20 protein-coding genes are annotated in these 19,349 nt (G+C 68.7%); 6 read left to right on the forward strand and 14 right to left on the reverse strand.

Annotated elements, in window-relative coordinates:
- Positions 1-86: 86 nt before the first annotated feature.
- Positions 87-1,166: an o-succinylbenzoate synthase gene (locus C5B96_RS10570; RefSeq protein ID WP_233189133.1), complete on the forward strand. Its 1,080-nt coding sequence runs from the start codon at positions 87-89 to the stop codon at positions 1,164-1,166.
- A 325-nt stretch (positions 1,167-1,491) separates the two neighbouring features.
- On the opposite strand, the gene ccsB is transcribed toward C5B96_RS10570, so the two are convergent.
- The 5 genes from ccsB to C5B96_RS10595 are packed head-to-tail and all read right to left on the reverse strand — an operon-like array spanning position 1,492 to position 6,321.
- Positions 1,492-2,586, reverse strand: a complete 1,095-nt coding sequence (gene ccsB / locus C5B96_RS10575; RefSeq protein WP_233189140.1) for a c-type cytochrome biogenesis protein CcsB — start codon at positions 2,584-2,586, stop codon at positions 1,492-1,494.
- 6 nt (positions 2,587-2,592) lie between these two features.
- Entirely contained in the window at positions 2,593-4,299 is a 1,707-nt protein-coding gene (locus tag C5B96_RS10580) for a cytochrome c biogenesis protein ResB (protein WP_369826466.1), read from the reverse strand.
- Positions 4,283-5,026, reverse strand: a complete 744-nt coding sequence (locus C5B96_RS10585; RefSeq protein ID WP_104245334.1) for a cytochrome c biogenesis CcdA family protein — start codon at positions 5,024-5,026, stop codon at positions 4,283-4,285. Before C5B96_RS10585 ends, C5B96_RS10580 begins: the two co-directional genes overlap by 17 nt.
- Positions 5,027-5,029: 3 nt before the next feature.
- Positions 5,030-5,647 carry a TlpA disulfide reductase family protein gene (locus C5B96_RS10590; RefSeq protein ID WP_104245366.1) on the reverse strand — a complete coding sequence of 206 codons (618 nt, stop codon included), beginning with the start codon at positions 5,645-5,647 and terminating at the stop codon, positions 5,030-5,032.
- Positions 5,648-5,676: 29 nt separating this feature from the next.
- Complete coding sequence (locus C5B96_RS10595) at positions 5,677-6,321, reverse strand: histidine phosphatase family protein (protein WP_104245335.1); 645 nt, start codon at positions 6,319-6,321, stop codon at positions 5,677-5,679.
- A gap of 151 nt (positions 6,322-6,472) precedes the next feature.
- Here C5B96_RS10595 and C5B96_RS17980 point away from each other — a divergent pair, with 151 nt between their 5' ends.
- On the forward strand, positions 6,473-6,604 hold the full coding sequence (locus tag C5B96_RS17980) for a hypothetical protein (RefSeq protein WP_255414729.1): 132 nt from the start codon (positions 6,473-6,475) through the stop codon (positions 6,602-6,604).
- A 62-nt stretch (positions 6,605-6,666) separates the two neighbouring features.
- On the opposite strand, the gene C5B96_RS10600 is transcribed toward C5B96_RS17980, so the two are convergent.
- From C5B96_RS10600 to C5B96_RS17385, 3 genes are all read right to left on the reverse strand, one after another.
- The gene (locus C5B96_RS10600; protein ID WP_104245336.1) at positions 6,667-7,479 is read right to left on the reverse strand and encodes a UPF0758 domain-containing protein; all 813 of its coding nucleotides are present in this window, start codon (positions 7,477-7,479) and stop codon (positions 6,667-6,669) included.
- A gap of 124 nt (positions 7,480-7,603) precedes the next feature.
- Positions 7,604-7,903: a Dabb family protein gene (locus tag C5B96_RS17380; protein ID WP_158507165.1), complete on the reverse strand. Its 300-nt coding sequence runs from the start codon at positions 7,901-7,903 to the stop codon at positions 7,604-7,606.
- On the reverse strand, positions 7,900-8,193 hold the full coding sequence (locus tag C5B96_RS17385; RefSeq protein ID WP_104245368.1) for a glutaredoxin family protein: 294 nt from the start codon (positions 8,191-8,193) through the stop codon (positions 7,900-7,902). Before C5B96_RS17385 ends, C5B96_RS17380 begins: the two co-directional genes overlap by 4 nt.
- A gap of 121 nt (positions 8,194-8,314) precedes the next feature.
- Here C5B96_RS17385 and C5B96_RS17155 point away from each other — a divergent pair, with 121 nt between their 5' ends.
- Positions 8,315-9,076, forward strand: a complete 762-nt coding sequence (locus tag C5B96_RS17155; RefSeq protein WP_158507166.1) for an HAD family phosphatase — start codon at positions 8,315-8,317, stop codon at positions 9,074-9,076.
- Positions 9,077-9,126: 50 nt separating this feature from the next.
- Here the strand turns inward: C5B96_RS17155 and C5B96_RS10620 are convergent, their stop codons facing one another.
- From C5B96_RS10620 to C5B96_RS10635, 4 genes are all read right to left on the reverse strand, one after another.
- Positions 9,127-9,225, reverse strand: coding sequence for a 30S ribosomal protein bS22 (locus C5B96_RS10620; protein WP_003792170.1), 99 nt, complete (start codon positions 9,223-9,225; stop codon positions 9,127-9,129).
- A 93-nt stretch (positions 9,226-9,318) separates the two neighbouring features.
- On the reverse strand, positions 9,319-9,579 hold the full coding sequence (locus C5B96_RS10625) for a helix-turn-helix domain-containing protein (RefSeq protein ID WP_233189134.1): 261 nt from the start codon (positions 9,577-9,579) through the stop codon (positions 9,319-9,321).
- 180 nt (positions 9,580-9,759) lie between these two features.
- Complete coding sequence (locus tag C5B96_RS10630; RefSeq protein WP_233189135.1) at positions 9,760-13,188, reverse strand: S8 family peptidase; 3,429 nt, start codon at positions 13,186-13,188, stop codon at positions 9,760-9,762.
- 201 nt (positions 13,189-13,389) lie between these two features.
- A complete protein-coding gene (locus tag C5B96_RS10635) occupies positions 13,390-13,899 on the reverse strand; it encodes a helix-turn-helix transcriptional regulator (RefSeq protein WP_104245337.1) in 510 nt (169 codons plus the stop codon).
- Positions 13,900-13,960: 61 nt separating this feature from the next.
- Here C5B96_RS10635 and C5B96_RS10640 point away from each other — a divergent pair, with 61 nt between their 5' ends.
- The 3 genes from C5B96_RS10640 to C5B96_RS10650 all read left to right on the forward strand — a co-directional run bounded on the left by C5B96_RS10640 (position 13,961) and on the right by C5B96_RS10650 (position 17,097).
- Entirely contained in the window at positions 13,961-15,409 is a 1,449-nt protein-coding gene (locus tag C5B96_RS10640; protein WP_104245338.1) for a TrkH family potassium uptake protein, read from the forward strand.
- Complete coding sequence (locus C5B96_RS10645) at positions 15,402-16,073, forward strand: TrkA family potassium uptake protein (protein ID WP_104245339.1); 672 nt, start codon at positions 15,402-15,404, stop codon at positions 16,071-16,073. Before C5B96_RS10640 ends, C5B96_RS10645 begins: the two co-directional genes overlap by 8 nt.
- A 61-nt stretch (positions 16,074-16,134) precedes the next feature.
- Positions 16,135-17,097, forward strand: coding sequence for a cation diffusion facilitator family transporter (locus C5B96_RS10650; RefSeq protein WP_104245340.1), 963 nt, complete (start codon positions 16,135-16,137; stop codon positions 17,095-17,097).
- A 12-nt stretch (positions 17,098-17,109) separates the two neighbouring features.
- Here C5B96_RS10650 and C5B96_RS10655 read toward each other — a convergent pair whose 3' ends face one another.
- Together C5B96_RS10655 and C5B96_RS10660 are read right to left on the reverse strand one after the other, a co-directional pair.
- Complete coding sequence (locus C5B96_RS10655) at positions 17,110-17,820, reverse strand: class F sortase (RefSeq protein ID WP_199176624.1); 711 nt, start codon at positions 17,818-17,820, stop codon at positions 17,110-17,112.
- Positions 17,821-17,864: 44 nt separating this feature from the next.
- Positions 17,865-19,250 (reverse strand): DUF4397 domain-containing protein, encoded by a 1,386-nt coding sequence (locus C5B96_RS10660; RefSeq protein ID WP_104245341.1) that lies wholly within the window; start codon positions 19,248-19,250, stop codon positions 17,865-17,867.
- Positions 19,251-19,349 lie beyond the last annotated feature (99 nt).

Below are 19,349 nucleotides of genomic sequence, written 5' to 3' on the forward strand. Positions count from 1 at the left end.
TCTGCGACCGGGGCGCGGCGGTCACCGCGACGACTCACCCGGGCTACCCCGCGCACCCCGCATCGCGCGGCAGGCGACAATGGGGCATGACCCGAATGCCCCACCCCCTGCCGACGCTGCCAGAACTGCTCGACCTCGCGAGCGTCGTCTCGCTGCCGCTGAACACGAGATTCCGGGGGGTGGATGCCCGCGAGGCCATGATCCTCCGTGGCCCCGAGGGCGCAACCGAGTTCTCCCCCTTCCTCGAATACGACGACAACGAGGCCGTCGCCTGGCTCGCGGCGGCCATCGACTTCGGCTGGTCGACGACTCCCCCAGCGTTCCGTGACCGCATCCCGGTCAATGCGACGCTGCCGGCGGTGGCGGTGCAGGATGTCGCGGCCGTGCTCGACCGTTACCCGGGATGCCGCACGATCAAGGTGAAGGTCGCGGAACGCGGTCAGACGCTCGACGACGACGTCGCACGGGTGCGCGCCGCGCGCGACTACCTCGGTGTCGACGGACGCATCCGGCTCGACGCGAACGGCGGCTGGAACGTCGATGAGGCTGAGCATGCCATCCATCGCCTCGCCGAGTTCGACCTCGAATACATCGAGCAGCCGTGCCCCAGCGTCGACGATCTGTGGGAGATCCGGCAGCGGGTCAAGTACATGGGCATACCGATCGCTGCAGACGAGAGCGTTCGGAAAGTGGATGATCCACTCGACGTCGCTCGCCGCGGCGCCGCCGACCTGCTGGTCGTGAAGGCACAGCCGCTGGGCGGCATCCACTCGGCGCTCGAGATCGTCGAGCGGGCGGGGCTGCCGGTGGTCGTGTCGTCGGCGCTCGACACGTCGATCGGTATAGCGATGGGGGCACATCTCGCCGCGAGCATTCCCGAACTGGAATACGACTGCGGGCTGGCCACGGCGGCCCTCCTCCAGGCCGACGTCACGGCATCACCGCTCGTGCCCGTCGACGGTTCGATCGCGGTGCAGCGCCCCGAGCTCGACGAGTCTCTCGTGCAGTTCTCCCTCGCGCCCGCCGACCGCGACGCCTGGTGGCGCGCCCGCCTCGCCCGCGTGCACGCCCTCCTCACCGCGCGCAGCGCGCTGGCCACCCGTACGCCGGATCCAATGCGCCACCGTCCTCATAGCGGCGCCTCAAACGCGCGTAACCGAGGATGAGGCGCAACACGCGCTCGCAAAGCGACCCACCGGTGCACTCATCCTCGGTTACGGACATGTCGCGCGATGGAAGCGGCTCGCGGCCGCGGGTGCGCGCCCGATCACGCGGCAGCGGCAGCAGCAGCGCACGTCAACTCGCGCACCGGAGGAACACGCGTATCACGCGCCTGTAGAGCGACCCGACGGCACCCTCATCCTCGGTTAGCGACGCGTCCCGCGAAGAAGAGGGCGCGGGGCGGCGCTGCGCGGGGCGGGCGGGCCAGCCGACGGGGCGGCGGCGCTGCGAGGAGCGGCGGACGACGGCGGGCGGCCGAAGCGGCGCGGCCTACAGGCCGCTGTAGGAGTGCAGGCCGTGGAAGAAGACGTTCACGATGCCGAAGTTGAAGAGCACTGCCGCGAAACCGATGATCGCGAGCACTGCCGAGCGCGAACCGCGCCAGCCGCGCGTGGCGCGCGCGTGGATGTAGCCGGCGTAGATGACCCAGATGATGAAGGTCCAGACCTCTTTGGTGTCCCAGCCCCAGTACCGGCCCCAGGCGCGCTCCGCCCACACCGCGCCCGCGATCAGCGTGAACGTCCAGAAGACGAAGCCCACGATGTTGACGCGGTAGGCGAGGTTCTCGAGGCGCTTGGAGTCCGGCAGCGACGCCATGAACTTCAGCTTGAGAGTACGGGCCCCGGCGCCGATGGCCTCACGGCGGTACTGTACGAGCTGGATCGCCGACAGCGCGAAGCCGAGCGCGAAGAATGCCGTGCCGAGGCTCGCCACGAACACGTGGATCACCAGCCACGCCGACTGCAGCGCCGGCGGCAGCGGGGCCACACCGACGTAGTAGTTGACGGTCGAGACACCGAGCAGAATGAGCACGAGACCGGTGATGAACGTTCCGAGGAACCGCAGGTCGACCCGCGTGATCACGACGAGGAACACCCCGACGATCAGCACCGTACCGGTCATCGAGAATTCGTACATGTTGGCCCATGGCACGCGGGCGGCAGCAATGCCGCGCAGCACATCGGCCGTCAGTTCGAGCAGGAAGCCGATCAGCGTGAAGGCGACACCGAGCCGCAGGCTGAGCGAGCGCTTCGTGACTGCGCCGTCGCCCGAGGCGGAGAGGGATGCCTCGGCTCCCCCACCACGCGAGAACAGACCCTTGCGCGCTGCGCCCGACCCACCGACGCCGACCGGCGCGGCAGTCGCAACCGAGCCGGACACGGCAGACGAGCCACCCGCGCCCACCGTCTCGAGCACACGTTCGCGCGTCGTGACCGAACCGTCGACACCGACCTCGTTGCCGGCGCCCACCTGGGCCGAACGACGGGCCAGGTCGAGGGCGAACGCGATGAACGCGAACGCATACACCGCCATGGCGGCGTAGAGGAAGAAGACGGAGTACTCGTCGATGGTTTGCGTCACGATCACAGCCTAAGCGTTAGTTTCGGGCACCGCGCGGCCCGCCAACAATTTGGCGTGACGCTCGGCCAGATCGGCGACAGCGGGCACCAACCGGGGGTCTTCGCCGCGCGCGAGGCCGGCATATTCGAGGGTCACGGAGCCGTCGGCGCGCTCGGTCGCCTTGACCCACACCCGCCGCCTCGGAATGAACAGGGAGATGAGCAAGCCGAGCAGCGCGAGCGAGGCGAAGAGCAGCACGTAACCCTGTGTCGGGTCGTGGTGGATGTCGAGTGATGCGTACCGCGCGACGTTGTCGAAGCTGATCGTGCCCAGCCCGTTCGGCAGTGCCGTGCTCTCGCCCGGCTTCAGCTCGATCGATGCGACGCCCGTGCTGCCGCCGGTCAGCTGCGAGAGGGTGTCGGTGTCGAGGGAGTAGACCGAGGTGGGGGTTCCTCCGTTGAGTCCGAGGTCGCCCTGGTACACGTTCAGCGTCAGTACGGGGTAGTCGTCGTCGGGGTAGGTCGAGTAGTAGGCGCCGGTCGTCGACACCGCCTGGGTCGGGTAGAAGAAGCCGATCATGCCGAGTTGCTGGCTCAGCCCGTCGGGAACCTTGACGACGCCCACGCTGGTGAGGCTCGCATCCTGCGGCAGGAACGGAATGGAGTCGGTGAAGACGACCTTTCCGGTCGGGTCCTTCACCGTGACCGTCGGGGCGTAGCCGTTGCCGAGCAGGTAGACGTCGGTGCCGCCGATGCGCAGCGGGGAGTTCACCTTGATGTCGCTCTGCTGCTCGGAGCCGCCCTGCTCCTGGGTCGTCACGGCCGCGTCGTAGTCGAGCGGCTGGCCGAACGCGCCGTCGGCCTTGGTCTCGTAGGTCGCGGTGAACTTGTCGAGCTTCATCGAGTAGGGCGTGAGAGAACTCTCACTGAAGAACCGCCCCGGGTTGAAGGAGTCGAAGGCGCTGAGGGTGTTGACGAACGTCTGGCCGTTCTCGACGAGCACGCGCTGGCCGCTGAATCCGAAGCCGCCGCCGACTCCGACGGTGATCAGGATGCCCACCAGCGCGGCGTGGAAGACGAGGTTGCCCGTCTCCCGCGCGTAGCCGCGTTCGGCCGACACGGAGGTGATCTCGCTGCCGTTCTTGCCCGGAGCCGTGAACACGACGGCACGGTAGCCCGCCTTGCGGAGCATCCCGCGGGCCACCTCGATGGCCTCTGCGCCGTTGGTGCCGGGCTCAGCCGCCCGCTGCTCGAAACCGGCGAGGCGCGAGAGCCGAGCCGGCGTGCGCGGCGGCTTGGCGCGAAGCGCGTCGAAGTGGTGCTTCGCCCGCGGGATGACGCACCCCACCAGCGAGATGAACAGCAGCAGGTAGATGCTCGAGAACCAGACGGAGGTGTAGACGTCGAACGCCTGCACCTTGTCGAGGATGGGCGCGAGGTCGGGGTTGTCGACGAAGTACTGCGTGACACCGTTCGGGTCGGCGGCGCGCTGCGGAACGAGGGAGCCGGGCACCGCCGCGAGAGCGAGCAGGAGCAGCAGGAAGAGCGCGGTGCGCATGCTCGTGAGCTGCCGCCAGAACCAGCGCAGCCAGCCGACGACACCGAGCCGAGGCTGCGCGATGTCGGGCGAGGAGCCGTCGCCCGCCCCGCTGCTGCTGCCGTCGTCGCTCGCCGCGCCTCGGGCACGTGTGGCCAGAGCCGGGTCCGGGGAGTCGTAGTGATCAGATGGCCGGGACAAAACCTGTGATCACCGCCTGCAGTTGGTAGGTCCATGCGGTCCAGAGGCCGCTGACCATGAGAATGCCGATGACCACGAGGCCCGCTCCCCCGAGAATGTTGATGAGGCGAATATGCCGCTTCAGGAATGTGATGGTGTGTGTGACCCAGTTGAGGCCGAGCGCGACGAGCAGGAACGGTACGCCGAGCCCGAAGCAGTAGAACAGCCCCAGCAGGGCGCCGCTCCAGGCTGATCCACCGGTGAGGCTGAGCGCCTGGATGGCACCGAGCGTCGGGCCGATGCACGGCGTCCAGCCGAGGCCGAACACGATGCCGAGGATCGGCGCGCCCGCCAAGCCTGTGGCGGGGCGCCAGCTCGTCTTGAACGTGCGCTGCAGAAAGCTGAACTGCCCGATGAACACGAGCCCGAGCAGAATGACGACGACGCCGAGCACCCGCGTGATGACCTCGCCCCACACCAACAGCCAGACGCCGAGCGCGCCGAACAGCGTCGACGCCGCCACGAAGACGAGCGAGAACCCGAGAACGAAGAGGCTGATGCCGAGCAGTACCCGCCGCCGATTGCTGCGCGCGCTGGGGTCGCTCAGCCCGCCGACGTACGCCAGGTAGCCCGGCACGAGCGGCAGCACGCACGGCGAGGCGAACGACACCAGGCCGGCGAGCATCGCGATCGGGATGGCGACGATGAGCTGGCCGTTCAGCACTGCATCGGCGAACGGGTTCACCATGCCTCAGCTCGTCTCTGCGACAGCTGTCGAGATGAGGGTGTCGAGGATGCTCGGGGCCGTCGCCTGGCCGAGGATGCGCGCGGCGACCCTTCCCTGCTTGTCGATGACCAGTGTGGTGGGTACGGCGTTCGGCGCCACAACCCCGCTCATCGCGAGCTGTACCGCACCGTTCGTGTCGATGACCGAGGGATAGGTCACCCCGAACGACGTACCGAAGGCGACGGCCGTGGCGGGCTGGTCGCGCACATTGACGCCGAGGAAGGATGCTCCCTTGCCGTCGTACTTCGTGTTCAGCTGCTCGAGCGCAGGTGCCTCTGCCCGGCACGGAGCGCAGCCCGCATACCAGAAGTTCAGCACCAGCACCTGGCCGAGGTACTGCGAGGAGTCGACGGTGGCGCCGGTCTCCGTGGTTCCGGTGAAGGAGACGGGTTCGGCGCGGTCTGCAGCCGGGATCTCGGTGACGGTGCCGTCGCCGGCGATGTATTGCTTACTGTCGCCGCTGCGGTACTGATCCGCCAGAGGGTCACTCGCGCATCCGGCCAGCAGCCCGATGGCGAGTATGGACGCAGCCACCCCGAGGGCGGCGCGGCGCCGCGACCGCCCGGCGACGGAGCGTGGCATGAGCGAGAAGTTCGATCCGGGCATCCTGATCACACCGCCCCATCGTCGACGGCCGACGCCAGGAGCACAGCCGCAGGGTCTTCGTAGCCGACTTCGACGAACCGTGAGCCACGGCGCTCGAACGACGTGATGCTCGAGAGGTTGCAGCGGCGCTTGCTCGGGTCGTGCCAGAGTCTCTGGCCGGTGATCGCCAGATGGGTCGACCAGATGGGCAGCTGGTGGCTGACCATCACGACGTCTCCGCCGTCGACCGAGTCATAGGCGTCGTGCATGGCGGCGATCATGCGCGTCGTGATGCTGCGATACGGTTCGCCCCAGCTCGGCAGAAGCGGATTCCACATCCACCACCAGTTCTGCGGCTTGCGGAGGACGGCACGTTGCGTCGCAGGGCTCATGCCCTCGAACCGGTTGGTCGGCTCGATGATGCGCGACTCGGTCTGCACGGTCAGGTCGAAGACCCGCGCGAGAGGCTCCGCTGACTCCTGGGCACGCTGGAGCGGCGACGCGAACAGCGCAGAGACGGGTCGGTCTCGCTGCCGGAGCTCGTCGGCGGCCTGCTCGGCGATCTGTCGCCCGAGATCGGAGAGGCCGAAGCCGGGCAGACGTCCGTACAGAACGTGCCCGGGGTTATGGACCTCGCCGTGTCGCACGAGATGAAGTTGGCTTGCTACCACGACGTCAAGTCTACGGAGCGTAGAACTGACCAAGCTGCCCGCTGCCTGAACGCTTCGCAGAAGAAGTAGTGCAACTTCATGAATCCGCAAGATGAATGCGATTGTGCTGAACAGTTGTTGCGAGCACCATTGGAGACAGAAAGGTTCACTCATGGCTCTCATCATCGTTCTCTCCGTCTTCGCACTTCTCTCCCTCGTGGGTATCGTCGCGGCTGTCATTCAGACCGCCACCGACGGCTACGGTCGCATCGCCACCCGCGCCTACTACCGCCGCCTGCCCTAGCCCACTCCCGCGGCGGCCGGCTGCGGCCCGCTCCCCGAGCGGCCTCACCGGGGCCTGTCGGCTCAGTCAAGGGTCGACCACCCCGACTCAGTGACGACGACCGTCGAGAGGTAACGGAGGCCCACGGTGGCCGCGGCCAGCTTCAGAACGTCTCGCGTGGCCCTGAGCCCGTCGTCGGGTTCCGGATGCCCCGTCGGCCTGACCGCGACGGCGAACGCCGAACCCCCGCGGTAGAGCACCTCGTGCAGCACAGCTGCGACGAGCGAGCCCCTGTCGGGCAGTGGCACGACGACGCGCAGTCGCAGCTCGCCGTCGGCCACCACCACGAACAGCGCGTTCTTGCCCACTGGCGACTCCCCGGCCGGCGCGTTCTCGCCCGCGGGCGACTCACCGGCTGGACCGTTGTCGCCGGCTGGTGACCCTTCGGCTGGTGCGTTCCCGCCGGCTGGTGACCCCGAGGCTGGCACCTTTTCGCCGGCTGGTGCCCCCTCGGCCGATGCCGCGGCGCGGGCGGCCAGATGCGCTCGCACGGCAGCGACCACATGCTGCGGTGTCTCGAGCAGCGGCCCCGGTGGTGGGTCGTTGGCCCGGCGCCAGAGCTCAGCGACCGCGACGACCCGCCCTGCGGTGGCGACGCCGACACCCATCAGGGACTTCAGTTCACCGACGGTCATCGTCATGAGTTCGGTGACCCCGCCGGCCTGGTCGAGCAGGGAGCGAGCGCTGTCGAGCACGTTGACGCCGGGCATTCCCGATCCGAGTACGAGCGCGACGAGTTCTGCCTCGCTGAGCCCGGACGGGCCGAGGCGCTCGAGTCGCTCGCGCGGCCGATCGTTCGGCGCGACAGCCCAGAGGGAGTGGCGTGGCGTTGTCATGGGGCAACGGTAGGGCGGCGCCGTTGCCGTCGACGGCCTCCGGCCCGGATCTGTGGAGAACTCCACCAGCCCCACAGCTGGGGAGGAGAGGTGCGCGGTCGGCGACCCAGCGATCGCCTCGGCGCTACACCTCGAAGTCGATGGCGGCGCGACCCGAGAAGAGCGGCTTGATCGACGCCGAGACCCGCACGTGGTCGGGGTGCACCTGGTACCGGTCGAGTGCAGCCTGGTCGGCGTAGTCCGCGATCAGGGCCACGTGCGCATTGCCGGGTGTCGCGTCGACGTCGTTGACGACGCTGAGCGCGAGCAGTTCGGGAACCACACCGACGAGCGACTGGAGCTGCGACGCGACGAAGGCCGACTGCTCTGACCTCTTCTCGGGCGACGGGTCGGCGAGAGTGAAGGTGACGATGTGACGGATCACGAGGCTGCTCCTGGGGATGCGTTCGACGGGTGGGAGGGGGCGGCACGCAGCGCGGCCGTCAGCCGCGCCGGATCGACGCGCCAGAACGTGTGCACACGGCCGTCGATGAGCACGACGGGAATGTCTTCCACATGCTCGTCGTACAGCGCCTGGTCGTCGAAGATCGAGACCTCGCGAAACTCGACGGCGAGAGGGGCGACGGCAGCGATCACCTCGAGCACCACGGCCCGCGCGTCGTCGCACAGGTGGCATCCCGGCTTGGAGACGAGCGTCAGGTCGATGGATGCCACGCCCCATCGTAACGCGGCAGCCACCGCCGGAGCGGCGCCGCAGCGGTAGAGCAGCGACGCAGCGCGCCGCAGAAACCTGAGCCGCGCAGGCCCCACAGGCGCGATCGCTAGCATGAGCAGCATGCCGGGCCCCGTCATCGCCTTCTTCGACATCGACAACACTCTGGTGCGCGGCGCCACCGTGTACTTCGTCGGCTTCGGTGCGTGGCGGCTCCGGCTGCTGACGCTGCGGGATGTCGCGGTCTTCGCCTGGCAGCAGGCGCGCTTCATCTCCGTGGGCGAGAACATGAAGCACACGGAGAGCATCAAGACCCGCACCCTGGCGATGCTCCGCGGCCACACCGAGGAGGAGCTCGAGCGTCTCGGCGAAGACGTCTACGACCGGCAGATCATGCAGCGGCTCTGGCCCGAAGTGGTGGCGAAGGCCGACGACCACCTCGCCCGGGGGCACCAGGTGTGGCTCATCTCGGCCACCGGCGACATCGTCGCGCAGGTGATCGCCCGTCGGCTCGGCCTGACCGGAGCTCTCGGCACACGCTTCGAGGCCGTGAACGGGGTGTTCACCGGGCGACTCGAGGGTGGGATGGTGCACGGCCCCGAGAAGGCCGTCGCCGCACGACGACTGGCGTCCGAGGCCGGCGCCGATCTGGCGGAGTGCTGGGCCTACTCGGATTCCGCGAACGACCTGCCGCTGCTGGGCACGGTCGGGCATCCGGTCGCCGTCAACCCCGACGACGCCCTGCGGGCGGAGGCGCGAGCGCGCGCCTGGCCGGTCATGCAGCTCAGGCGAAGGAAGAGCCGCCCGGTCGACGACACCGGCCCCGCCACCACCAACACCGCCACCGCCACCGCCACCGGCACACACAAAAAGCGTCAGGCCTGACCCGCCCGGGGGCGAGAGGCTCTGACGCTGATTGGCAGAAGGAGAGAGCTCTACTTCTTGTTGCGTCGCTGGTGGCGCGTCTTACGAAGCAGCTTGCGGTGCTTCTTCTTCGCCATGCGCTTACGACGCTTCTTAATTACGGAACCCACATGTACCTCACAGGATTGGGGAGTGGCCGGGCCGGCAGAAATGCTGCCGTGAACGACCGAGAAGGAAAAATTGCCTCGGAGCAGTCTAGCGCACTACTGCGCCTGCCGGTTTTCAGCCCCACCCGAGCCCGAAACCGGCCCGAGACCCGAGACCGGCCCGAGACCCGAACCAGACGCCGGCCGCGCCAGCACCTCGGCCACCGCCGTCTCGGGCACTCGGAACGACCGCCCGAACCGAATGGCCGGCAGCTCCCCCGAGTGCACCAGGCGATACACCGTCATCTTCGAGACACGCATCATGTCGGCCACCTCTGCAACGGTCAGGAATCGCACGTCAGCCAGATCATTCGGCATTGCGCGCCTTTCGAGAACACGGGGAGATGGATGTTGCCTGAGTGAACTCTAGGGGCTGGTGAGAACGCCTGTCCACCGGGCGGAGGGAAGAACACGGAGGAGGGCCGGGCCCGCGCCGCGAAGCGCAGAACCCGGCCCTCCCGACCGTCAGCAGTGACTACTCGTCACTGCCACCGGCGACTACTCGTCACTGCCACCGGCCTGGGCGCTGCGACGCTGGCGGCGCACGATGAGTGCACTGATGCCGGCCAGCAGCAGGATGCCCGCCACACCGATCGGCACGATCGTGCTGAGACCCGTGTTGGCCAGGTCACCCGGGTCACCGGGCGCCGGCGACGACGAACCGGTCGGCACGGGTGCGGCCGTCGCGGTGCCCGTCGGGGTCGGCACCGGCCCGGCAGTGCCGGTCGGGGTCGGCGTCGGGGTCGGTGTCGGCTCCGGCGCGGCCTCTGTCACCACACCGACGAACGTCGAGACACCCGAGTCGCCGTACGAGACGAGTCCGAGGTACTTCGACGCGTAGTCGAGGTTCAACCACGAGGCGGTGTAGCTGACCGGCTGGCCCTGCGTGCCAGCGATGCTGGCCGGCACCGTGAAGTCACCAGCACCACCCGTCGGCGTCACGTAGTACGCGTTCAGGTCCATCGCGGCGTTCGGCTGGTCCGTCGGCAGGGCGAACACGTCGGCGCGCACGGCGTACTTGCCGGCCTCCGGCGCGGCGATGTCGACGCGCTCGTTGGCCTCACCCGTCGCCGAGGTGTAGGTCGCGATGACCTTGCCCTTCGCGTCGAGCTGGTCGACGAAGAGGTCGAGGTCAGCACCCTCCTCAGCGGTCGTGATTGACGTCAGGTCGAACCGTGCCGCAGTGAGACCCTCCGGGATGGTCACCGCGAACTCCGCAGTGCCCTTCAGCGGCGTGACAGCCGAGTGGCCGTCGAGCGGAATGCCCGCGTCCTGGTTGTCGGCCTCGAGCAGGTCGCCCTTGGCGAGTCCCTCCGCGGTGAGCGGGATGTCGCCGTCGGAGCCCGGGATGACCGAGACGTCGACCGAACCCGTGGTTCCGGTTCCGTCGACCTCGAACGGTGCAGCGATCGGGACGGGGCGGAGCGCGATGGGGCTGCGCACCGTCTGGTCACCGTTCGCCCAGGTCATGTACCCGGTCGTGAACTCGTTCAGCGCGGCATCCGTTCGCGTGAACTGCACCGTGTAGCTCTGCGACTCGCCGGCTGCACCGAAGGTGAGGCTGGTGGGGCTCACGACGGTCTCGATGCCCGGGATGTCGATCGGATCGACAGTGAACGTTCCGGCTTCGGTGGCCGTCACCGTACGGGTGACGGTCTGCGTGCCGGTGAGCGAACCGATGGAGATGGACGCCAGGTTCAGGTCGCTCGCGTCGATCGGATCGACTCCGACGTCGTAGCCGATGCCCTCGAGGTACGCGTACCAGTCGGGAACGTCGTTCAGGTAGAGCAGTCCCGGGTTGAAGTACTTCGTCGGGGTGACGTTGCCAGCACCCTGCCCGAAGACGTCTTCGACCGGCGAACCGTCGGCAGCAACCGTGTTGACCGCGGTCGTCATCATGGCCGACTTGATCTCTGCGACCGAGGCCTTCGGGTGAACGCCCAGGTACAGAGCGGCAAGGCCGGTGATGTGCGGGGCAGCCATCGAGGTACCCGAGAGGAACTCCCACGTCGGGTCTTCACCCTCGGCGTTCGCGCCGGCGGCGAGGATCGCCACACCGGGGGCCGAGATGTCGGGCTTCAGGATGTCGCTGCCATCCGCCTCCACCGGGCCGTGGCTCGAGAAACCGGCGAGCACCGGAACAGCGGGCGAGGCACCGGCGGTGTTGCCCTTGGTGAAGGTCACCGTCGCGCCGTCTTCGGCGGAGTACGCGTAGGTCGCGTCCCACGCCGGAGCGTCGAGGTGCACGGTCGGGATCGAGTGCTCGTCGAGGTCGATCGAGCTGGGCGTCTTGTTCACGAGCAGCATTCCGATACCACCGGCGCGCTTCACCTCCGCCGACTTCGCCGTGCGGTCGTAGACACCGCGCTGGCAGAAGACGATCTTGCCGTCGACCTTGGCCGGGTCGAGCGAGTCGGGAGCACACAGCAGCGCGTCGTCGGCGCTGGCCGCATCGGCCTTCACCAGATCGGCACGAACGAGGTCGCCCTCTGTGGGAGCGTTGTCGCCGGTCTCGACGGTGATCGATCCACCCGCGAACTTGCGGCCGTCACCGAGAGTGGCTGTCGCTTCGTAGCTCGGGATGGTGGTCGCTGCGACCGTCGTGTACCACGGCGACGCATTGTCGAGCGTGGATGCACCGGGGCCGGAGTTGCCCGCAGAGGCCGCCACGAAGATGCCGGCCGAAGCCGCCCCGAGGAAGGCCTGGTCGGTCAGCGAGACGGTCGTCTGCGCCGAGCTGCCGCCGATGGAGAAGTTCAGCACGTCGACACCGTCGAGCACAGCCTGGTCGATCGCGGCGAGCATGTCTGCGGTCGAGCAGCCGTCGTCGGTGGTCTCAGCAGGTTCGGGACCCGACCAGCAGACCTTGTAGGCAGCGATCTTGGCGGCCGGAGCGACACCGCTGATGTCGCCGAAGCTGTCGCCGGCGATGGTCGCGTCGGTCGCGTTGTTGCCGGCAGCAGTGCTCGCCGTGTGCGAGCCGTGGCCGTCACCGTCACGCGGCGAGACGTACTCGCCGGTCGCCGCGGTGCCGATGTTCTTCTTGCCGAAGCCGTCGAGGAAGTAGCGTGCGCCGACGATCTTGGTCGAGCAGTCGCTGGCGGCGAACTGCTCACCCGTGACACAGGCACCGTAGAAGGTGCTGCCATCGGCCTTGTCGAAGCGGATGTCCGCATCCGGATGCTTCGGGTCGACCTCGTCGGTGATGTACGGCTCGTCACCCGCGGCCGTGCCGAGAGCGTCGCCCGCGAACGACGGGTTCTCCGGCGCGATACCGGTGTCGAGGTCGCCGATCACGATGCCCTTGCCGGCTGCGTCGACGCCGCCGTGCTGGGCCCAGACACCGGTGGAACCGTCGAGACCGAGGTAGGTGGTCGACGGCTCAGCGGCGGTGATGTGCTTGATCTCGTCTTTGGTCACCTGGGAGACGTCTTTGCTCGAGGTCAGGGCCGAGGCCTGTTCGGGCGTGAGGTTCGCCGAGAACGCGTTCAGCGCGAGCGTGTACGAGTAGTCGATGTCGACGCCGACGGCAGAGGCCACATCTTTCTGGCGCCCCGCGAGGAAGTCGGAGTAGCTCGAGACGGGCGCGGAACGCGCGTTCATCTGGTCGCCAGCAGACGGCTTTGTCGCTGAGAAACCATCGATGCCACCGGAGTAGGTCGACGCGGCCGGGTTCGTGAGGGTCACGATGTAGCGGCCGGCGGTGAAGTCGGTGGCGGGCTTGGTGGGCCCCCCGGGCAGCGGAACGAAACCGACGGCCTGGTCGGCTGCCGCCGAGAGGGAACCGGCCTGGGGGGCGAACGCAGCGGCACTGCCTGCGGCGCCGGAGACAGCGAGAACGATGGCAGCCGCGGCGGCGATCGTAGCGCTTCTTCGGGAGATGGAACGGGGGAAGGGCGCTGATGAACGTCGCCGGGAACTACTCACGTAGGAACCTCTATCTGTAACCGAACAGGTGGGTTGGGCGCAGGCCTCGGCCCGCACTCGTTCGACTACCCTAAGCAGGTTCTGGCCTTCTAGTACGGGCGGCTATGTTTCGGTTGTGTTAAGGATGTGAGCTGGCACAGAATCCTTGCGCTCACAGCTGTTTCTCAGCGCGATTGGCGCGCAGATGAGAGTTTTCCGCGATTAATCACTGCTTCGTGAAATATTCGGAAACCGCCTGGTCACCTCTTCGAGAATCGACCGGGCGCGGCCGGTCGCCGAGGCGACGGAGTGCCCCACACGCTCTCCCACCGCAGCGGCCTGCGACTTCGACCGCTCGGCCACGTCGGCCAGGGAACCCTCGATGTCGAGCCCCTCTTCCTCCTGCACCTCGTCGAAGTCGGCGCTCAGGAACGGGATGAGCCAGTCTTCGACGTCTTCGAGCGGCGAGGCATCCAGAGCATAGAAACGGTGCTGCCCGACCTCCCGAACGCTCACGAGCCCGGCGTCGCGAAGCACGCGCAGGTGCTTCGACACGGTCGGCTGGCTCAACTCGAGCTGGGCGACCAGCTCGGAGACGCTGATCTCGCCGAGCGGGGCGAAGTCGGGCTCGCCGGGCAGACCCACCTTGTCGGAGGCCACATACCGCTCCAGGAGCAGTGAGAGCACGTGGCGGCGCGTGGGGTCAGCTATCACGGAGAAGATGTCGGCCATGGCTACAGGGTAGCGGCCCGGTCGCGTTGTGTCGGCGCGAAACGAGTGCCAAGCTGAGGCGGTGAACCAGGGTGCCCCCGTACGCCAGCCCCGCTACGGGGTGCGAACCGGTTCGGTGCGCTTCCGCGACGCGATCGAGGACTTCTCGGGCCGATCACCCGCCCGCTTCGCCGTGATCGTGTTCGTGGTTCTGATCGTCATCTTCACCGTCTTGCTCTCCCTGCCGGTGTCGAGTCGCACCGGCGCCGCCACCAGCCTCGCCGACTCCCTCTTCACCGCCGTCTCCGTGATCTGCGTCACCGGTCTCTCGACCGTCGACATGGCGACGCACTGGTCGTTCTTCGGTGAGGTGGTCATCTATGTCGGCGTGCAGATCGGCGCCCTCGGCGTCTTGACCCTCGCCTCCATCCTCGGGCTGGTCGTCTCCCGGCGGCTCGGCCTCCGCTCGCGCATCCTCGCGGCCGGCGAGGCCGATCCGTCACGCACCCACTCGGGAGTGGCGGGCGCGAGCCAGGCCGTGCGGCTCGGCGAAGTCGGTGGGCTGCTCGCCACCGTCGCGGTCAGCGCGCTGGTCATCGAGGGCGGGCTCGCTCTGCTCCTCTTTCCCCGGCTGCTCATCGACGGCATCCCACCCGGCACCGCCGCGCTCGAGAGCCTGTACTACTCGGCGATGGCCTTCACGAACACCGGATTCACACCGAACGCCGAGGGGCTGGCGCCCTTCGCGTCGGACTACTACTTCCTCACCATCCTGATGGTGGGGGTGTTCCTCGGCAGCATCGGCTTCCCCGTCATCTACGCGTTCTCCCGGGCACTCCGCACGCCCGGCCGCAACCAGTGGTCGCTGCATGTCAAGCTCACGCTCGTCACCTCGGCCATCCTGCTCGGCGCGGGGGCCGTGATGTACTTCGCCCTCGAATTCTCGAACCCTGCGACCTTCGGGCCGCTGAACGGGTTCGACAAGGGATTCCAGTCGCTCTTCCTCTCGACGATGACGCGGTCGGGTGGCTTCTCGACGATCCCCATCGACCAGCTGAACGGGTCGAGCATGCTCGTCACCGACATGCTGATGTTCATCGGCGGGGGGTCAGCGTCCACCGCGGGGGGCATCAAAGTCACGACGCTCGCGATCCTCTTCCTCGCCGCGTTCGCCGAGGCACGGGGCAACGACCAGGTTCAGGCCTTCCGTCGCCGCATCCCCGTCGACATCCTGCGCCTCGCGGTGAGCGTGGTGCTCTGGGGTGCGAGCACGATCGCGGTCTCGGCCATCATCATCCTGCAGATCTCGAAAGCCCCGCTCGACAACGTGCTCTTCGACGTCATCTCCGCGTTCGGAACCTCGGGCCTCTCGACCGGCCTCACTGCCGAGTTGCCGGATGCCGGGGTCTACGTCATGGCGGCCACGATGTTCATGGGCCGCATTGGTACAGTGACGTTCGCCGCCGCCCTCGCGCTCCGCCAGAGGCGGCAGCTGTTCCAGAACCCCGAAGAGAGGCCGATCGTTGGCTAGAGACAGATCGAGCGACGCCCCTGTTCTCGTCATCGGGCTGGGCCGATTCGGGGCTGCCGCCGCCGACAAGCTCGAGCAGCTGGGCCGCGAGGTGCTGGTGATCGACACCGATCCGATGCTCGTGCAGAAATGGGCCACCCGCGTCACGCACGTGGTGCAGGCCGACGCAACGGATCTGGATGCCCTGCGGCAGATCGGCGGGCAGGACTTCGACGTGGCCATCATGGCCGTCGGCTCCTCTGTCGAAGGCAGCGTGCTGATCACGGCGAACCTGGTCGACCTCGGAATCTCGCAGATCTGGGCGAAGGCGATGTCGCGTTCCCATGGCAAGATCCTCGAACGCATCGGCGCCAACCACGTGATCTACCCCGAAGCGGAGTCCGGCGACCGCATCGCACACCTCGTCTCGGGGCAGGTGCTCGACTTCATCGAGTTCGACGACGAACTCTCGCTTGCGAAGCTTCGCCCTCCGCAGGTGGCGACGGATGCCCCGCTCTCGACTCTCGGGCTCCGCCGCAGGTACGGCATCACCATCGTCGGCGTTCGCACCCAGGGTTCCCCGTTCGTCTACGCCGGGGCCGACACCGTCGTGCACACGGCGGACTCGATCGTGGTGTCGGGCACCGCCGCCGACGTCGACGCCTTCGCCCGGCTGCCCCGCTGAGCATCCCGCGCCCCGCGGTCTTAAGATTGGCCGAAGGCAGTATCGAACGAGGGACGATCACGTGAGTACAGGCGGCGGCAACACAGCGATCTTCGCGGCGCTGGGGGCCAACCTCGGCATCGCCGTGATCAAGTTCATCGCGTTCGTCTTCTCGGGGTCGTCGTCGATGCTCGCCGAGAGCGTGCACTCGCTGGCCGACTCCGGCAACCAGCTGCTGCTTCTGCTCGGCGGCCGCAAGGCGAAGAAGGCCGCCGACGTCGAGCACCCGTTCGGGCACGGCCGTGAGCGCTACGTGTACGCATTCGTGGTGTCGATCATCCTGTTCTCCGTCGGTGGCGTCTTCTCGATCTACGAGGGCGTCGAGAAGATCGGCGACCCGCACCCGGTCGACACGCCCTGGTTGCCGATCGCCGTGCTGGTCGCGGCGATGGTGCTCGAGGGCTTCTCCCTGCGCACCGCGATGAAGGAGAGCAACCACAGCAGGGGCACGCAGACCTGGGTGCAGTTCGTGCGGCGGGCGAAGGCGCCGGAACTGCCCGTCGTGCTGCTCGAAGATGTGGCCGCCCTCACCGGTCTCACGCTCGCCTTTGTCGGCGTGGTTCTCGCCGTCGTCACGGGCAACGGTGTCTACGACGGCATCGGCACCGTTGCGATCGGCGTGCTGCTGGTGCTCGTCGCCCTGGTGCTCGGCATCGAGACGAAGAGCCTGCTGGTCGGCGAAGGAGCGAGCGAGGTGGACACCCGGTCGATCCTCGGCGCGATCGAGGCCGACGACGACGTCGAGCGCGTCATCCACATGAAGACGCTCTACCTCGGCCCCGAAGAACTGCTGGTCGCCGCGAAGATCGCGCTGCCGGCGAGCGCCCGGCTCGAAGACGTGGCGAACACGATCAACGCGGTCGAGGCGCGCATCAGGGCCGCCGTGCCGATCGCGCGGGTCATCTACATCGAGCCCGACGTCTACGTTCCGCCCGCCCCGCCCGCGCAGCCGACAGAGGCGATCGTCATCAAGGCCTCGGACTAGCGGCTTCGCCGGTCAGTTCGTGCCGGGCGTCTCGGTCGCGAACACGACCACATTGTCGAGGTAGTGGCCCCAGGAGTCGTCGAACACGCCTCCGCAGGTGATGAGGCGCAGCTGGGCCGTGGGCGTCGGCCCGTAGACCTCCTCGGTCGGAAAGTCGGCCTTCGCGACCTGGATCGAACGGTCGACCGCGAAGGTGCGCACCGCGCCGTCAGACATCGCGACCTCAATGGTGTCCCCCGCCTTCAACGACGAGAGTCGGTAGAAGACGGCCGGGCCGACCGACGAATCGATGTGACCGGCGATCACGGCGGGGCCGATATCGCCGGGAACGACGCCTTGGGCGTACCAGCCGGCCGAGCCGAAGTCGACGGGAGGCAGCAGCGCTCCCTCGGCGTCGCGCGACAGGCTCTCGAGCCCCGAATCGACGCCGATTCCGCCGATCACGACACGCTCGGGCACGGCGCCGGAGGTGGCGCCGGGAGCCTCCGCCCCACCGAGGTCGGGGTTCTGGTAGCTGCCGGCCGCGCCCCGGTCGCTGGCCGGGTCGGTCGCCGGGTCGGGTACGTCGGTTCCGGATGCCGCACCGGGCGATGACGGCGCAGCCGCCGCGGGGCCGCCGGCGCCCGCGCCCGCACCACCGCTGCCGGCACCGCCACCGTTTGCCTCCGCCGCGCATCCCGCCGCTCCGAGCAGCACGCCCACCAGCAGGATCGCGCCGGCCACTCGCGCGGCACCCCGCCGCCCGGCGCGCGGCTCAGGCCTCCGGGTCAGCGCCACTCACGCGTCCGTAGCGTGGTGTACGCGGCTGCGCGCCACGGCTCCGCTTCGTCGTCGGGCTGCGAACCGCCGCGCTCGGCATCGTCGGGCCCGCCGCGCTCTGCGTCACCCCACGCCGCACCGTCAGGGTCAGCGTGGCCCGCCGCGCTGCCGCGGTCGGCGTCACCCCACCCCGCACCGTCAGGGTCGGCGTGGCCCGCCGCGCTCCCGCGGTCGGCGTCACCCCACCCCGCACCGTCGCCGTCGGCGTGGTCGACCGGGCGGTCCGACGACGCGCCAACCGCGCCGCGACCGGCGACCCGCGCGAGGCGGTCGGCGACCCTCAGGTCGACGCTGGTGCTCGGGGTCGGGCGCGTGCGCCGGCGGTGGATGAACACGCCCACCCCCGCTGCGATCAGGCAGATGGCTCCGGTGACGATGTCGATGAGCATCCGCCCCGTCGGCACGCCCGAGCCGGGCTCGGGCTGGCCAGCCGCGAAGGCCGTACCCGCAACGGCACCCGTACCCACAGCGGCACCCGCAGCCGCACGGGCATCCGACCCGACGGCGGAACCGCCGGCCGTCGAGACATGCTGCGTCGCGGTCGCGCCACCACCGGTCTGGATGCCGCCGGCCGGCAGATCCCCGGCACTCGCCGAGTCGAGAACGGCCTTCAGCGCCAGCCCGCCCGATGCGTCGTCGAGCACGAACAGCGTCGACACGGAGCCCGGGTCGAGCTGCACCTGCGCCGTCGACGAGACCGTTCCGCCGGTGAGATCGAGAGTCCACGGCCCGGTGGGAACGCTCGCGTAGTCGGTCGCGCTGCCCTGGGCCACCGTGCTGGCGATCGGCAGGCCGGTCGAGGTCGCGACAGAGACCGTCGGCACGATGGTCGACGCCTGCACGACCCGCACCCGCGCCTGCCCCGTGCCCGGCGTCGACAGGTCGTCGTGGTAGATCGCTGCCTGCAGGTCGGCGTTCTTGCCGTAGGCCGCCACGGTGAGCGGCTGGCCGGCGACGACGGTCACCGACGCCTGAATGACGGGCGCGGCGAAGTCACTGCCGGTCGGCGCCATCGCGACGACGTACGTACCCGGGTCGAGCGCCATGTAGGCAGAGACGGCACCGTACCCGATGTCGGAGAGCGACGTGACGATCGATCCGCCGGAGAGCGCGGACAGCCGGATGTCGACAGCCTTCGTGTCGGGCGAGAGGTGGGCGAGCCTCAGCCAGCCCGTGCTCACCGTCGCGGGGACGGAGGGGCTCGTGACCTCGGCCGCAGAAGCGGCGGCCACTCCGAGGCTCCCGACCAACAACCCCGCGGCGGCCGCGCCGACCACCATCGCAGCGGCCAGGCGCTGCCGAGCCGTCGAACGGGTGCGGGAGAAGGGTGCCATGGTGGATCCTTTCGGTGCGGAGCGGTCAAGCGGAACGGAGCGGTCGGGCGACGAGGAGTCGAACGGTGTGGAGCGGTCGAACGGTGAGGAGCGGGGCGT

The organism is Subtercola sp. Z020, assembly GCF_002931235.1.
Classification (GTDB): Bacteria; Actinomycetota; Actinomycetes; order Actinomycetales; family Microbacteriaceae; genus Subtercola.

What these genes read in the sequence shown, in the direction of transcription:
- C5B96_RS10570 (WP_233189133.1), top strand. Translation starts at nt 87, where the DNA reads ATGACCCGAATGCCCCACCCCCTGCCGACGCTGCCAGAACTGCTCGAC.
- C5B96_RS10585 (WP_104245334.1), bottom strand. Translation starts at nt 5,026, where the DNA reads ATGGTGAACCCGTTCGCCGATGCAGTGCTGAACGGCCAGCTCATCGTC.
- C5B96_RS10590 (WP_104245366.1), bottom strand. Translation starts at nt 5,647, where the DNA reads ATGCCACGCTCCGTCGCCGGGCGGTCGCGGCGCCGCGCCGCCCTCGGG.
- C5B96_RS17980 (WP_255414729.1), top strand. Translation starts at nt 6,473, where the DNA reads ATGGCTCTCATCATCGTTCTCTCCGTCTTCGCACTTCTCTCCCTCGTG.
- C5B96_RS10600 (WP_104245336.1), bottom strand. Translation starts at nt 7,479, where the DNA reads ATGACAACGCCACGCCACTCCCTCTGGGCTGTCGCGCCGAACGATCGG.
- C5B96_RS17155 (WP_158507166.1), top strand. Translation starts at nt 8,315, where the DNA reads ATGCCGGGCCCCGTCATCGCCTTCTTCGACATCGACAACACTCTGGTG.
- C5B96_RS10625 (WP_233189134.1), bottom strand. Translation starts at nt 9,579, where the DNA reads ATGCCGAATGATCTGGCTGACGTGCGATTCCTGACCGTTGCAGAGGTG.
- C5B96_RS10635 (WP_104245337.1), bottom strand. Translation starts at nt 13,899, where the DNA reads ATGGCCGACATCTTCTCCGTGATAGCTGACCCCACGCGCCGCCACGTG.
- C5B96_RS10660 (WP_104245341.1), bottom strand. Translation starts at nt 19,250, where the DNA reads ATGGCACCCTTCTCCCGCACCCGTTCGACGGCTCGGCAGCGCCTGGCC.